Origin of the sequence: Enterococcus asini ATCC 700915, assembly GCF_000407365.1 — a bacterium.
GTDB lineage: Bacteria > Bacillota > Bacilli > Lactobacillales > Enterococcaceae > Enterococcus_C > Enterococcus_C asini.
Map to the genome: position 1 here is coordinate 1,912,991 of NZ_ASVU01000001.1, position 14,144 is coordinate 1,927,134.

A 14,144-nucleotide genomic window follows, 5' to 3' on the forward strand; every position below is an offset into this window, starting at 1 on the left:
AAAAGGGGGAGAAATATGGAATTTCAAATGGAGATGAGTATGCTCAATGCCGCCCTGTCCTTATTGATACTAATCAATACCATTGGGGCAGTGATTACCGTTTTTCGGCGGCCGCGGTCGATTACGAGCATTTTGGCTTGGTTGATGACCTTGACCTTTTTCCCAGTGTTAGGCTTTATTGTGTATTTATTTTGCGGTCGGGGAATCGATGGGGAGACGGTCTACCGCTTTGATAATGAGGACCAAAAACGAATCGGGGAGATCAATGCCTTGATTCATGAAAACAATCAAGAATACCATCGCAGCGTGAATACCACCGGCTCCAAACTATTGGAGCGCTACTTGCGAAATGTGGAGGAATCCCCCTTAGCTAAGGGCAATTCCATTGATTTATACACGGATGGCAAAGAAAAATTCAGCGCTTTGTTTGAGGACATTCGCCGGGCAAAAGACCACATTCACGTGGAATACTATGCGTTTTTCCCAGATAAGATTGGCACGGCCTTTCGTGATTTATTAACGGAAAAAGCACAATCCGGAGTAGAAGTCCGCTTGATTTACGATCCATGGGGAGCAAAAGGTTCGGGGCCAAGCTTTTTTGAGCCATTAGTAGCAGCCGGTGGACAAGTTACGGCATTTATTACTTCCCGGGATTTGATTCGCAAGACCCGATTGAACTACCATTTGCATCGGAAAATTGTTGTGATCGATGGGCAAATCGGTTGGACCGGTGGTTTTAATGTGGGGGATCAATACTTAGGGGAATACGAACGCTTTGGTTATTGGCGAGATACTCATGCTCGAATTGTGGGTACGGCAAGCTTTACTTTACAAGAAATCTTTTTAAAGGATTGGAATGCTTCGGTGCGGAAAAAAGGCAACCAGTTGAACTATGAGGATCGCTATTTTGTCATTCCCTCAAAAGAAGTAGGGAATGTGGCGATTCAAGTTGTTTCCGACGGACCGGAGAACAAAGTGGATATTTTGAAAAGTGCCTTTGTGAAGATGCTGCTAGCGGCAGAAGACAAAGTCTGGATTCAGACACCGTATTTGATTCCTGATGATACCATGATCAATGCTCTTTTGATTGCAGCTCAATCAGGAGTGGACGTGCGCATTATGGTGCCGTCTATGCCGGATCATCCTTTTATTTACCGAGCGACCCAGTATTATTGTAACTATTTACACCAACACGGCATTAAGATTTATCAATACCAAAAGGAAGGCAAAGGATTTCTACATGCCAAAACTTTGGTCATGGATGATACGATTTGCTCCGTGGGGTCCACCAATCAGGATATCCGCAGCTACTCTTTAAACTTCGAGGTCAGCGCCTTTGTTTACGATGAAGGGACTACTCTAGAAATGCAGCGGATTTTTGAAAAAGATATGGAAGACTGCTTCTTACTGACGGATGAAATCATTACCAAGCAAAGTCGTTGGTTGCGTTTCAAGCAAAACTTTTCCCGGCTATTGTCGCCGATTTTGTAACAACAATGCCTTTTGCAATCCTTGTCTGGCAAGGTGATCAGCGCCTTTGTTTTGTTTTTCGGGAATCCACTGCAAAATCAGCAAAGGAAAATGAGCCAGCAGTGATTGGATTCGGATGAGATACGCTTGAAAGTCAGAATTATTGGTATGATTTTTGTCAATCGTACTGACTAAGACTTTGCTGTCAGAGTACACCATAATGGTTTCTGCGGTTTGTTCTGCTTCAATCAAGTGGGTCAAAAGCTGCTCCAAAACCGCAAACTCCGCCTGATGGTTGGTCAAAATTGGGAGGGGGAAATGAAGCTGTTGTTGCGCTTGACCGTCTACTAATAGAATCCCGCCACCACTGGGACCGGGATTTCCCTTAGTAGAAGCGTCAATATAAGCTTTAATCATGTTAATTTCTTCCTTTCTTCACAGCTCTGTGATAAACTTTTTTCGAATAGCATGACAGAAGGGACACATCATGAAAGCAAAACGTTATCACTGGCAACCAGAACCGGCCGGGGCGATTATTTACTGGTCCTTGACCTTCATCGTCTTTTTTTACGGCATGACCATGGCATTAGAAAACACCGGCCTATATTGGAAGAGCAACTTGGTAATCGGCATCTTCGCATTTTTTGCCTATCTAGGTTGGCGCCGGAGTCTTTTTTTTGACGGTCAGAATATGGTGATGCGCTACGCTCGCTTTTGGAAACACGAAAGCTATGATTTAACCAAAATCTCTGAAATGATTTACTTTCCAAATGGTATCGCATTTTCTTATGAAGGCAAAGAGGTTCGGTTGCTTTTTCGCAAAAAAACTTTTTTGGCTTTAAAAGAAGAATTGGTCCAACGTTATCCGGCAGAAAAAGTCCGACTAGCAGACGAAGTGGACGGCTAACATTTATCGAAATAAAAACGACTCAAAGCAAAGGTCAGAATGACTGCTTTGAGTCGTTTTTTTATCCCCAAAATGGACGATAGCCCTCTCGCAAGCGAGAAGGCTATCTAACGAATCAATATTATTACTTAAGGTTGGAGCAAAACTATTACTACTAATTCATGTTATTTCTCGTTTAAACGATGCATTCCCTACCTCTAATGCATCTTTGTAACTCTTTAGTTACGCCAAAGGATTAAATTCACCGAAATAAATCAATCGTTCGCATAACAATATTTATCGCATAGAAACAGTATACCAGATTTTTGGTCTATTTGCGAATTCCTAAGAAAACCCTCGCTTAGCATACGACGCTAGGCGAGGGTTTGGTTGTTTATTTTTGTTTGTCTTTCGCTTTGGTTTCTTTTTGTTCTGGTTCTAGAAAGCGTTGGATATCCACTTTGGTTTCCTTGGCTTTTTCTTTTGGCAATTGGGCAAACTCCTCGAATTTGCGATCTAGGGAATCATCCCGTTGAAATTTCAATCCCATGATTTCCACCTCCCTTGCATAGTCTAGCACGTTTTTTTACCGGAGGGTAGTCTGGAAATTGACTTGGATAAAAGAACAAGAAATTTTTACAAAATCACTCTTGAAAGGCACTCTCCATTTTTCAAATAAAAATTGCTATTTCGGGGGTGCTTAAACTTTGTAAACTTGCCTTTTTACGTTATAATAAGATTATAATGAAATTAGAATAAGATGAGGTTATGAAAGCAGCGGAGCAGATTTTTGTTTCGATCCGGTTTCTTTCCTTAGAGGAGAAAACCATCAAGCGGATCATTCAGGACTGGTTGGTGTTTACGCGAATTTTATATCGGCCGCTGTGGCTGGGGCTGAATCAAGAACCGTTGCAGCCTTTTTTCTTGAGTCTGTGTCTGACCATGATTCGGGAAAACTGTGGGGAAAATGAGTTTGCCTTACGCATGAGTGATGGGGTCAATGAATCTTGTATTCACTTTCGCTATGGCCGATTACGGGAAGACCACATTTTAACTAAGGGAATCTTTTATGAGCATCGGCAAATGATTCTCGATTATACGGAAGTTCAAATGAATCTCGCCACTTGTGCCTACATTCGTGATTATGGGGAATATTTGCATCACAATTTAGCCAATCTTAAATCCCGGCTTGCAATCCAAAGTCAGGCAGAAATTGATGCTTTGCCAAAAGTCCGACGCAGTGACGATCAAGTGGAGGTGGATTGTAGTCAATTTGCCGGCTATGATTTGTATTTTGGTGGTCATTGCCTCACGTCTTGTTGGCGGATGTATTTCGGGGAGGGGTATCAGGAATCGGTTCCCTTGGAAATCATCCAAGATGTGCAGCAGGTAGAACAGGTTCGTTGGTTGTCCCACAAAGCTTTAATGGTGGAATTATATCGAGATCCGTTTCGTTGGGCAGACCAGCGAAATCAATCTTTTCAGCGAATGTTTCGTGACCAGTTAGGGATTGATCAGCTAGCATGGAGTAATGGCACCGGGGTTTTACGGGAGCCATATATCGAGTATTCCCACACGCAAGGTCGTATCCAAACGGTACAATACCAAAATGATTACTTGCAACCCACCACAAAAAAGCAAGCGACACATTTTGTGACAAGAAGTTTTGATGTGGAGAAAAAACAGCACCAAGTCAAACGGGTGAAAGGGAGTCTTAATACGAAAGCCTTTTTCCCAATCGTAGATGACACTCGCATGAGTATGAAAAATCAGGTGGTGCTTAATCCGGAATTGAGTCTTGACGGGGGCCTGGCAGCGTATGAATTTTACATTCGCAATCATCTTGAGATTCCTAAGGTAGTAATGGATCAGCGGTATCGGGAGTATTTGGTAGGTTTGGATTTGTATCTGCCAGAAGAACAGATTCAAAATTTTCCTTATCAAAGGTTGAAGGAAAAGATGGGGGAAGTGCGCTTTTCTCGCTTGAAAAAGCGCCGTAAAGGCAACTACATGGATTTAACAAAAGGGGACAATCACCTGCGTGTGCGTTTTGTGGCACAGGAAACAGGGCAGAATAAACGAAGTCTTTGGGGGGAGTTTAATGGCAGAACAAGTGTTTAAGAAGATCATGGTACCCACAGTTTTATTGTTACTAGTGCTTTACCTTTTGCCGGATTTCTTTTTGAAAGTGCCGGTGTGTCTCTTCTTTTTATTAACCGGTGTGACGTTGAGCTTTGTCTTAAGCTACTACGAAGAGACCCATTCCTAAGTGAATAAACATTGAATTAAAAAAGTAGCGTGATTAGCCACTGACTAATCACGCTACTTTTTACTTTTATTTTGCAATTAATGGTTTTTTCAACAGTCCGAAGATGACGCCGGAAATCACGGCACCTAAGGCAATAACCAATAAGTAAACTAGTGGGCTACTTACCAATGGAATTACGAAAATTCCACCGTGAGGAGCCATTAAGCGAATGCTCAGTGCGCCGACGAAACCACCGGTAACAGCAGAACCAATCATAAAGCTTGGGATGGCCCGCAATGGATCAGAAGCAGCAAATGGAATCGCGCCTTCCGTAACGAAGGAAAGCCCCATGATGATATTGGTCAAACCAGCATCTTGTTGTTCTTTGTCAAATTTATTCTTAAAGAGGCGCGTTGCTAAGAAGATTGCCAAAGGTGGTACCATCCCACCGGCCATTACGGCAGCCATCACGATTGAACCGCCTTCTGCAACAGTTGTAGCCAAGGTTGCTGTACCAAAGACGTAAGCCGCTTTGTTAATTGGCCCACCTAAATCGGCTGCCATCATAGCTGCTAATAAGGCTCCTAAAACGGCGGCATTGGCACCGCCTAAGCTGTTCAAGAAATCGTTAAGCGCGGAGTTGATTGCACTCATTGGGATGTTGATCAAGAGCATTAAGAACCCAGTAATCAAAAGACCGAAGAATGGATAGAAGAGGATGGCTTTGATGCCTTCCAGTGATTTTGGCAAGTTGCTGAAGAGTTTCTTCAAGAAGATGATGACGTAACCAGCTAGAAAACCACCGATTAAAGCACCTAAGAAACCGGCCCCGCCACTACTTGCCAAAGCACCAGCAGCAAAACCAACTACTAAACCAGGACGATCAGCGATACTTGATGCGATAAATCCAGCCAAGACCGGCAACATAAAGCCAAAAGCAGCACTTCCGATTTGGTTAAACCACGCAGCCGGTTCATTGAAGCTACCTAAACTACTTAACTGATCTTGGGGAACGCCCATGAAGTTGTCGATCATAAAGGAGATTGCAATCATGATTCCGCCGGCCACCACAAATGGCAACATGTGGGAAACCCCATTCATCAAGTCCTTGTAAATCCGTTGCCCGATTGTACCTTCAGCGGATTCTTCTCCGGCTGTAGTAGCGCTACTACCATCCCCGTGGAAAATCGGTGCTTTGCCACTTACGGCTTCGTTAATTAGTTCTTCTGGTTTACGGATACCATCGGAAACCGGCCGATTGACTAATGGTTTGCCATCGAAACGGTTCATTTCGACTTTTTTATCGGCGGCAACGATTACACCGCTCGCTTTTGCGATATCTTCGGCAGTCAAGCGATTTTTAATGCCTTCTGAGCCATTGGTTTCGACTTTAATGGTTACCCCCATGGCTTTGGCTTGTTTTTTCAAAGCGTCTTCGGCCATATAAGTGTGGGCGATGCCGGTAGGACAAGCGGTCACGGCGACGACAAAAGGTTGCTCACTCGCAGTGGTCTCAGCATTTGCGGCAGTCTCTTCCGCTTCTTTAGCAGCTTCTGCTGTTTGGAAGAGTTGTTGCACTTCTGTTGGGGTTTGGGCATTTTTTAATTTGGCAACAAAGTCTGGATCAATCAATAAGCGAGAAAGTGCGGCTAAGGCTTCTAAGTGTGTTTGGTTCGCGCCTTCTGGGGCCGCAATCATAAAGAATAAGTACGTAGGTTGACCGTCTAGTGCTTGATAATCCAAACCATTTTTACTTTTGGCGAATAAAACCGTAGCTTCTTTAACCGCTGCATTTTTGGCATGGGGCATGGCAATCCCATCCCCTAAGCCAGTCGAGGTTTGAGCTTCCCGGGCCAAGATGCCGTCTTTAAAGACCTTTTGATCGGTAATGCGACCGATATCGTACAGCTTTTGGACCATTTCATCGATGGCTCCGGCTTTGTCAGTGGCAGCTAGATCCATAATCATGGCGTCTTTAATCAGTAGTTCATTGATTTTCATTTTTACGTCCTCCCTTGATTACTCCTGTATTTTTTTTATTTCAACTTCCGGTAGTAAAGCATCGATCATTTCCCGACTCGCTAAGTCGTCTGAAAAAGCTGTGCCACTGCCGCAAGCTACTCCCCAACGAAAGGCTTCTAGTGGATCTTTGGTCTTGGCATATCCGCCCACAAAACCGGCAATCATGGAATCTCCCGCACCTACGGAATTCTTGACTGGACGTTTCAAAACATTGGACTGATAAACCCCATCCGGTGTGAAAAGAAGTGCGCCGTCCCCAGCCATGGAGATTAGCACGTAACGAGGGCCTTGTTCTAGCATTTTTTTGCCGTAAGGAATGATGTCATTGACCGTGTCCAACGTTACGCCGTATAAAGCACCAAGTTCATGATTGTTTGGCTTGATCAAAAGGGGAGCTTGGTCTAAAGCTTCTTCCAAGTCCTTACCGGTGGTATCGATGACGAATTCTGCGTCTTTGTCTTTGATGATTTGAATCAATTCTTGATAAAACCCTTTGCGCAAACTAGCCGGAGCACTGCCGGAAAAAATCACAATATCGCCTTGTTCCACTTTGCTGAGGGTTTGTTTTAAAGCTTGGATTTCTTCATTGGTAATCTGTGGGCCGGCCCCGTTGATTTCCGTTTCCTCTTGGGATTTTAGCTTGATATTGATCCGGCTGTCTTCTTTTATTTGGGTAAAATCACAAGCAAGACCTTCTTTAACCAAAGCATTTTGGATAAAGTTTCCGGTAAAGCCCCCAAGAAAGCCCAGGGCACTAGACGGAGTGTCGAGACGTTTTAAGATGCGAGAAACGTTGATACCCTTGCCCCCGGGAAATTTAAAGTCTTTGGTCATGCGATTCACTGTTCCCGGCTGAAAATCCGCCACGTGGACGATATAGTCAATGGATGGGTTAAGTGTCACAGTATAAATCATAAGGATGCCTCCAGTATTGTTGTTTTGCTTTGGTATTCACTGAGATTATCCAGCTCTAGGGGTGAGGTGATAATGGTCACATCTGCCAAATTTGCGAAATGGGTGAAAGTTACTTGACCGAATTTGGATGAATCAGCCAGAATGTAGGCAACCTCCCCATGGGCAATCGCTTGGTGTTTCAAAGAGGCTTCTTCTGGATCCGGTGTGGTAATGCCGGCTGCAAGATCGATGCCGTTGGTGCCTAAGAAAACCTTCGTAAAGCGATAGTGGCTGAGCTGCTCAATCGCTGTATAACCTAAAGTTGCTTGAGTGGACAATTTGATTTTGCCCCCAAGGATGATGGTTTGAATGCCGCGATCAATTAAGCGTGCGGCGTGTTGCACGGAATTGGTCACTACTTGGATGTTTTGATCCGTGGGCAAAAAGTCGATTAAGGCCAATGTGCTCGAGCCGGCATCCAAATAAAGGACGTCTTCTGGCGCGATTTGCTGGCTGGCCAGGCGGGCAACGGCTTGTTTTTCCAATGTATGCACAGTGGTTTTTTGTTGCATGTCCGCTTCTTGTAATAAGTGACTGTTTTTTTGCGCGCCGCCGTGGATGCGTTTGAGCAATCCCTGATCTTCTAAATCTTGTAAATCCCGGCGAATCGTGGACTCAGATGCTTGTAGTAGCTTGGTGAGTTCGTGAAGTTTGACGATGTTGTTTTGTTGCACCAGTTGAATGATTCGTTGCTGTCTTTCTTCTGTAAGCATTTTCAAACCTCCCTTCGCCAGTATAATAGCATGAAAAGCGATTACAATCAACAGAAAACAATCAAAAACAATCACGAACGGTCAATTAACCGAGATAACCTGCCTTATTTGAAAAGTTTGGCCTCAAAAGAGGCCCAGAATTGCAACTTGGAGTGATTTTTGGCTTAATTATAGGTAGTAGTAAAAATTTTCAGAAAAGAGGGATGGAAAATGGAGAATATCACATTGCTACAAGCTTTTCAGTGGGAACTACCTGCCGATCATAGCCACTGGCGTAGACTGCAGCAGATGGCAGAAGAGTTTGCTTTTCTGGGAATTACGGGACTGTGGCTGCCTCCTGCATCAAAAGGGGCGGCCGGGGCACAAGACGTGGGATATGGCACCTATGATTTATACGATTTAGGTGAGTTTAATCAAAAGGACACGATTCCCACAAAATACGGAACCAAAGAAGAATACATCCAAATGATCAAAAAGATGCATGAAGTCGGACTGAAAGTGTATGCCGATATCGTCTTTAACCACTTTATGGGAGCCGATGAGACCGAGGATGTTCCCGCAATCAAATACAGCTGGGAAAATCGTGAAGAAGCCATTAGTGAAGAAGAAGTGATTTCTGCTTGGACTAAGTTCACTTTTCCCGGCCGTGGTGGGCAGTACAATGACTACCAGTGGCATTGGCAAAATTTTTCCGGTGTCGATTATGATGCTAGAAGAAAGGACCACGGGATTTTTAACTTTGCCGGTAAGGGGTGGGAAAAAGATGTGGACTCGGAAAATGGCAATTACGACTACTTAATGGGCTGTGATTTGGATATGGAAAATCCGGAGACTGTGGCGCAGTTGGATCGTTGGGGTCAGTGGTTTATGGCCCAGACCAAGGTGGATGGATTTCGATTAGACGTCGTGAAGCACATTGACTTTCAGTATTACATTGATTGGTTGCTCCATCGGCGAGAGGAAAAAGGGGCTCCCATGTTTGTGGTGGGGGAATACTGGGCGGATGAAGTGGAAAAGTTGGAGCATTATTTGGATACTTCTGGGAATTTGATTTTTTTGTTCGATGTTCCATTACACTTTAACTTTTTTGAAGCTAGCTCCAGTATGGGAAGCTTTGATATGCGACGGATTTTTGATCAGACGCTTTTGAGTACCCGACCGGATTATGCGGTGACTTTTGTGGACAATCACGATACGCAAAAGGGACAGAGTTTAGAGTCCTGGATCGAAGGCTGGTTTAAAGTCCATGCTTATGCATTGATTTTACTACGCAAAGAAGGGGTACCAACGATTTTCTGGGGGGACTTGTACGGCATTCCTACCCAAGGCGTCGATCCTGTTGGGCAAGAATTACTGACCTTACTTTTATTGCAAAAGCACTTAGCTTACGGCAATCAAGTGGATTATTTTGACCATGAAGATCGCATTGGCTGGACCCGTACCGGAGACTTTGACCATCCTTTATCCGGCTATGCCGTGGTGATGACCAATGCCACTGGCGGTAGTGTGGCAATGACGATTAGTGCGTTACATGGGGGAAAAACCTTCGTGGACGCCATGGGCAATCACCAGGAAAAAGTCATCTTGGATAAAGACGGTGGTGGTGTCTTCCCAGTGGCTGACGGGCAGATTGCGGTTTACGTTAACGAGGAAATCTTGCCGATTATCAAAAAAGGCCAAGATTTTCTAAAGCTCCTTCAAGGAAAGCGCAGTGAGCAGAATTGATTATTTACTAACCAAAAGCCCCCTTTGCCAGAGGATCATCCTCTGGCAAAGGGGGCTTTTGGTTTATTTGGCGATTTGTTGGATGTGTCTAAAGACTTCTCCGGCATGGCGATTGTCGGTGAGGATGTGTAAGGTATCCCCCATGCGGACGATCGTGTCTCCGTGAATCAATAATTCTTGTTCCCCCCGAGTAAGAGAGGTTAACAGGCAGCGCTCCGGCCAGTTGATATCCCGAACCATGGCACCATCTAAGGGGCTGTCCGCAAAGACTGGAAATTCCAAAACGACTTTCTTACTTTGGAGTTTCACCGGTTTTTGCTGTAGTAGGCGAGCGAGTAAAGAGTCGTAAATCGGTGCACCCCCAAGTAAATCCACCACTAAGTAAGCAATCAATGCAACCACTCCTAAAGGCATCAAGTGTTGTAAGGAGCCTACCATTTCCGTGACCAAAATAATCGCCGTTAAGGGAGCTTTCCCAATCGCCGCAAAGTAACCTGCCATAGCGATAATCACGAAGTTTTTTACATAGATGAGATCCATGCCGAAAAACGCCACGGAAATCATGCCAAAGATTGCACCGATAATCGCCCCTAATGAAAGGATAGGTAGGAAAATACCCCCAGGTAAAGAAGCCCCATAGGAGATCATAGAAAAGACAAAGCGTAGCGCAAACAAAAAGAGGAGTGTGGCCAAAGGTGGAATGGCTTCCCCGAAAGCGACCACTAACTGATTGCCACCCCCTAAAGTTGTGGGCCAGAAATAACCGATGGGAATCACGAGCAAAAAGGGTACTAGGCCGTAAAATTGCTCCGGAATCGGCAAGAGATGATACCAATCCGCCATCTTTAAAAGAATGACTTGATAAAAGCGACCTAAGACGCCTAAAAGAACCCCTAAAATCAATAGAAGTCCGTAATAATGAAGGGGTAAGGATTGAATTTGCCCCATGTGAAGCACAGGTTTTAACCCAAAAATACTTAAGGAAACGAAATTTGCTACGATGGCTGAGGTAAAAGAAGTCAGCCAAACCAAAGGAGAAAAATTATGATGAACCTCTTCCACGACAAAAAGCAAACCGGCAATCGGCGCATTAAAAGCTGCGGCTAGACCGGCACTGGCTCCGCTGGAAAGTAAAATCTTCGTGTCAGAAGAATTGGCCTTGATTTTTTCCCCTAGTCCTTGGGCTACGGCAGCCCCTAATTGAATCGAAGGACCTTCCCGACCTAAGAACAGGCCTAAGCCCACGCTGATAACGCCACCGACGAATTTCTTCCAGAGAACGGAAAACCAATTTGTGGAGAGCTCATCTCGTAATTGGCCTTCGACTTGAGGAATTCCGCTGCCTTTGATATCCGAATCACTTTTGGCCAAAAAACCAACGAATAATGCTGCTACAAGACTCACGAAAAGCCAGAGGACTAACCAAGTCGGTTGGCTGTGAAATGCGTGGTAAGCACGTCCTACCAGGCCACTGAGTTTTTCGATAGCCAGACGGAAGAGACTGACGACGATCCCACTGCCTATTCCTACGGCTGTTCCCAGTAAGAGATAGTGTCCCCTAGTTTTATCCAGATGTTGAATGTTCATTGTTTAACCACCTAAACTGCACCTTTTTTCTTTACTGTAGCGATTTTTGATGAAGTTGACAAGGTCTATTGAAATTTTCCAAAAGGATTCCAGTATATTTTTCTTAACTTTTAGAGGCTAGCCGTTTAATCAAATGCGGGGTAATGCTATAATTGAAAGGATTGATTAACAAGAAAATCACCGACTGTGACGGTGGATTTTTGCGCGACGAAAGCAAAGAGAACAGCTGCTAGCGGCTGGGACTTTTTGGGGAAAGCTAGTCGCTAATGGAGAAAGGAAGTTTTTCATGAGAGCCAAAGAGCTACTAAAAGGGATGAATCCTCGACAAGCAGAAGCGGTGCAGTTAACAGAAGGCCCACTTTTGATCATGGCAGGTGCCGGTAGTGGTAAGACTCGAGTCTTGACCCATCGCATCGCGTATTTGATAGAAGAAAAAGGAGTCAATCCTTGGAATATTTTGGCAATCACCTTTACGAACAAAGCCGCCAAAGAAATGAAAGAACGGGTTATTAATTTGATGGAAGCCGGTGGAGAAGATGTGTGGATTTCCACATTTCACTCCATGTGTGTTCGGATTCTCCGTCGAGATGTGGATCATATTGGTTATTCCAAAAACTTTACGATTATCGACAGTTCCGAGCAGCTGACTTTGATGAAACGAGTGGTCAAAGAACAAAACATCGACCCGAAAAAATACGATCCCCGTTCCATTTTAGGGGCGATTTCCAATGCGAAAAATGAACTCTTAACAGTAGCAGCATACAGTGCCAGACAAGGCAGTTTGTTTGAAGACATCGTGGCCCGCTGTTATGACTTGTATCAAAAAGAACTACGGCGCAATCAATGTCTGGATTTTGATGATTTGATCATGTTGACCATTCGCTTATTTCAGGACAATCCAGAGATTTTGCAATACTATCAACGCAAATTTCACTACATTCATGTGGATGAATACCAAGATACTAACCACGCTCAATACACCTTGGTTAACCTTTTGGCAGCTGGTTTTCGCAATCTCTGTGTCGTGGGGGATGCGGATCAAAGTATTTACGGCTGGCGCGGGGCAGATATGCAAAATATCTTGGATTTCGAGAAAGACTATCCCGATGCCCAAACGATTTTGCTGGAACAAAACTACCGCTCCACGAAAAATATCTTGTCCGCGGCTAATCAGGTCATCGGCCACAATCAAAACCGCAAAGAGAAAAAACTTTGGACGGAAAATGACCAAGGAGACAAGATTACTTATTATCGCGGAGACAGTGAACGAGACGAAGGCCGCTTTATCGTTTCAGAGATTCAACGCTTGCAACGAGAACAACAGCGAAAATACGGCGACTTTGCCGTTTTGTACCGTACCAATGCCCAATCCCGGGTGGTGGAAGAAACGTTCCTAAAAGCCAATATTCCTTACAAAATGGTCGGAGGCCACAAGTTCTACGATCGGAAAGAAATTAAGGACATTTTGGCTTACTTGCAAGTCATCGCCAATCCGGCCGATTCCTTAAGCCTATTGCGAATCATCAATGTGCCTAAGCGCGGTGTCGGTGCCGGTTCCATTGAAAAACTGCAAAGTTTTGCCGCGCTCCATGACTTTTCATTATTAGAAGCCGGTCAAAACGTAGCCTTGTCTTCGTTAAAAGGCAAAGCAGCTACGGAAATTGAGAAATTAGCCCAAAGTTTGGCAGACTTTAACCAGATGATTCCTTACTTGTCCGTGACGGAATTAACCCGGGAAGTTTTGGAAAAGACCGGCTACGAAGACGAGTTAAAACGTCAGAACAATTTGGAATCCCAAAACCGTTTGGAAAACTTAGAAGAATTTCTTCCCGTAACCATGGAATTTGATAAGACTTATGAAGCACAATCGGAAGAAGAACAAGAAGCCCCAGAAGATAAATTGACTATTTTCTTAAACGATTTGGCCTTATTATCCGATGTGGACAGTTACGAAGAAGAAGCCAGTGAAGTTACTTTGATGACCTTGCATGCTGCCAAGGGCCTAGAGTTTCCTGTAGTCTTTTTGGTGGGGATGGAAGAAGGCGTCTTTCCTTTGTCCCGGGCGATGATGGAAGAAGCGGAGTTAGAAGAAGAACGACGCCTGGCCTATGTGGGCATCACCCGAGCGGAAGAGGCTTTGTATTTAACCAATGCTCTATCTCGGACGCTTTACGGGAAGACCCAGTACAACCGCCCCTCTCGCTTTGTCAGTGAAATCGAAAGTGAACTCTTGCAAGGAAAAGGCAACGGAGCACCAGGAGAGAAAAAAGCGCCCGTGGCCACTTTTGCGCCAAAGGTCTTTAAACCTCAGTACAAACAACCAGTAACCACGGGAGTGCCTGGGAAAAAAGAAACCTCTGCGGCAGGCGTCACCTGGAAAGTTGGCGACAAAGTCGAACACAAGAAATGGGGCCAAGGTACCGTGGTCCGTGTGGGGGGCAGTCAAAAAGACTTGGAGCTAGACGTGGCCTTTCCCTCTCAAGGGATCAAGCGTTTATTAGCCTCTTTTGCCCCGATTACTAAAGTATAGAAAGGACGG

Annotated in this window: 12 protein-coding genes; 6 read left to right on the forward strand and 6 right to left on the reverse strand. The window is 44.7% G+C overall.

Annotated elements, in window-relative coordinates; translation table 11 throughout:
• The first annotated feature begins 15 nt into the window (after positions 1-15).
• Entirely contained in the window at positions 16-1,491 is a 1,476-nt protein-coding gene (cls, locus tag I579_RS09190; RefSeq protein ID WP_010753880.1) for a cardiolipin synthase, read from the forward strand.
• On the opposite strand, the gene I579_RS09195 is transcribed toward cls, so the two are convergent.
• Positions 1,471-1,887, reverse strand: a complete 417-nt coding sequence (locus tag I579_RS09195; protein WP_010753879.1) for a ribonuclease HI family protein — start codon at positions 1,885-1,887, stop codon at positions 1,471-1,473. The two genes, cls and I579_RS09195, sit on opposite strands and share 21 nt — an antisense overlap.
• A 70-nt stretch (positions 1,888-1,957) precedes the next feature.
• Between I579_RS09195 and I579_RS09200 the strand changes: the two genes are divergently transcribed.
• Complete coding sequence (locus I579_RS09200) at positions 1,958-2,377, forward strand: EbsA family protein (RefSeq protein ID WP_010753878.1); 420 nt, start codon at positions 1,958-1,960, stop codon at positions 2,375-2,377.
• 373 nt (positions 2,378-2,750) lie between these two features.
• On the opposite strand, the gene I579_RS12920 is transcribed toward I579_RS09200, so the two are convergent.
• Positions 2,751-2,906: an SPJ_0845 family protein gene (locus I579_RS12920; protein WP_010753877.1), complete on the reverse strand. Its 156-nt coding sequence runs from the start codon at positions 2,904-2,906 to the stop codon at positions 2,751-2,753.
• Positions 2,907-3,124: 218 nt separating this feature from the next.
• Between I579_RS12920 and I579_RS09205 the strand changes: the two genes are divergently transcribed.
• Together I579_RS09205 and I579_RS12845 are read left to right on the forward strand one after the other, a co-directional pair.
• On the forward strand, positions 3,125-4,477 hold the full coding sequence (locus tag I579_RS09205) for a hypothetical protein (protein WP_010753876.1): 1,353 nt from the start codon (positions 3,125-3,127) through the stop codon (positions 4,475-4,477).
• Positions 4,458-4,625: a hypothetical protein gene (locus I579_RS12845; protein WP_010753875.1), complete on the forward strand. Its 168-nt coding sequence runs from the start codon at positions 4,458-4,460 to the stop codon at positions 4,623-4,625. Before I579_RS09205 ends, I579_RS12845 begins: the two co-directional genes overlap by 20 nt.
• Positions 4,626-4,691: 66 nt before the next feature.
• Here I579_RS12845 and I579_RS09210 read toward each other — a convergent pair whose 3' ends face one another.
• Genes I579_RS09210 through I579_RS09220 form a run of 3 tightly spaced genes read right to left on the reverse strand, consistent with a single transcriptional unit; the run spans position 4,692 to position 8,293 of the window.
• Complete coding sequence (locus I579_RS09210) at positions 4,692-6,605, reverse strand: PTS fructose transporter subunit IIABC (protein WP_010753874.1); 1,914 nt, start codon at positions 6,603-6,605, stop codon at positions 4,692-4,694.
• A gap of 18 nt (positions 6,606-6,623) precedes the next feature.
• Positions 6,624-7,541 (reverse strand): 1-phosphofructokinase, encoded by a 918-nt coding sequence (pfkB, locus tag I579_RS09215; RefSeq protein ID WP_010753873.1) that lies wholly within the window; start codon positions 7,539-7,541, stop codon positions 6,624-6,626.
• Positions 7,538-8,293 (reverse strand): DeoR/GlpR family DNA-binding transcription regulator, encoded by a 756-nt coding sequence (locus I579_RS09220; RefSeq protein WP_010753872.1) that lies wholly within the window; start codon positions 8,291-8,293, stop codon positions 7,538-7,540. The genes pfkB and I579_RS09220 overlap by 4 nt, the downstream gene beginning before the upstream one ends.
• A 210-nt stretch (positions 8,294-8,503) precedes the next feature.
• Here I579_RS09220 and I579_RS09225 point away from each other — a divergent pair, with 210 nt between their 5' ends.
• Complete coding sequence (locus I579_RS09225; RefSeq protein WP_010753871.1) at positions 8,504-10,018, forward strand: alpha-amylase; 1,515 nt, start codon at positions 8,504-8,506, stop codon at positions 10,016-10,018.
• Between the two features lie 63 nt (positions 10,019-10,081).
• On the opposite strand, the gene I579_RS09230 is transcribed toward I579_RS09225, so the two are convergent.
• Positions 10,082-11,605, reverse strand: a complete 1,524-nt coding sequence (locus tag I579_RS09230; protein WP_010753870.1) for a ClC family H(+)/Cl(-) exchange transporter — start codon at positions 11,603-11,605, stop codon at positions 10,082-10,084.
• Positions 11,606-11,891: 286 nt separating this feature from the next.
• Here I579_RS09230 and pcrA point away from each other — a divergent pair, with 286 nt between their 5' ends.
• Positions 11,892-14,135, forward strand: a complete 2,244-nt coding sequence (gene pcrA, locus I579_RS09235; protein WP_010753869.1) for a DNA helicase PcrA — start codon at positions 11,892-11,894, stop codon at positions 14,133-14,135.
• Positions 14,136-14,144 lie beyond the last annotated feature (9 nt).

What these genes read in the sequence shown, in the direction of transcription:
- cls (WP_010753880.1), top strand. Translation starts at nt 16, where the DNA reads ATGGAATTTCAAATGGAGATGAGTATGCTCAATGCCGCCCTGTCCTTA.
- I579_RS09195 (WP_010753879.1), bottom strand. Translation starts at nt 1,887, where the DNA reads ATGATTAAAGCTTATATTGACGCTTCTACTAAGGGAAATCCCGGTCCC.
- I579_RS09200 (WP_010753878.1), top strand. Translation starts at nt 1,958, where the DNA reads ATGAAAGCAAAACGTTATCACTGGCAACCAGAACCGGCCGGGGCGATT.
- I579_RS12920 (WP_010753877.1), bottom strand. Translation starts at nt 2,906, where the DNA reads ATGGGATTGAAATTTCAACGGGATGATTCCCTAGATCGCAAATTCGAG.
- I579_RS09205 (WP_010753876.1), top strand. Translation starts at nt 3,125, where the DNA reads ATGAAAGCAGCGGAGCAGATTTTTGTTTCGATCCGGTTTCTTTCCTTA.
- I579_RS12845 (WP_010753875.1), top strand. Translation starts at nt 4,458, where the DNA reads ATGGCAGAACAAGTGTTTAAGAAGATCATGGTACCCACAGTTTTATTG.
- I579_RS09210 (WP_010753874.1), bottom strand. Translation starts at nt 6,605, where the DNA reads ATGAAAATCAATGAACTACTGATTAAAGACGCCATGATTATGGATCTA.
- pfkB (WP_010753873.1), bottom strand. Translation starts at nt 7,541, where the DNA reads ATGATTTATACTGTGACACTTAACCCATCCATTGACTATATCGTCCAC.
- I579_RS09220 (WP_010753872.1), bottom strand. Translation starts at nt 8,293, where the DNA reads ATGCTTACAGAAGAAAGACAGCAACGAATCATTCAACTGGTGCAACAA.
- I579_RS09225 (WP_010753871.1), top strand. Translation starts at nt 8,504, where the DNA reads ATGGAGAATATCACATTGCTACAAGCTTTTCAGTGGGAACTACCTGCC.
- I579_RS09230 (WP_010753870.1), bottom strand. Translation starts at nt 11,605, where the DNA reads ATGAACATTCAACATCTGGATAAAACTAGGGGACACTATCTCTTACTG.
- pcrA (WP_010753869.1), top strand. Translation starts at nt 11,892, where the DNA reads ATGAGAGCCAAAGAGCTACTAAAAGGGATGAATCCTCGACAAGCAGAA.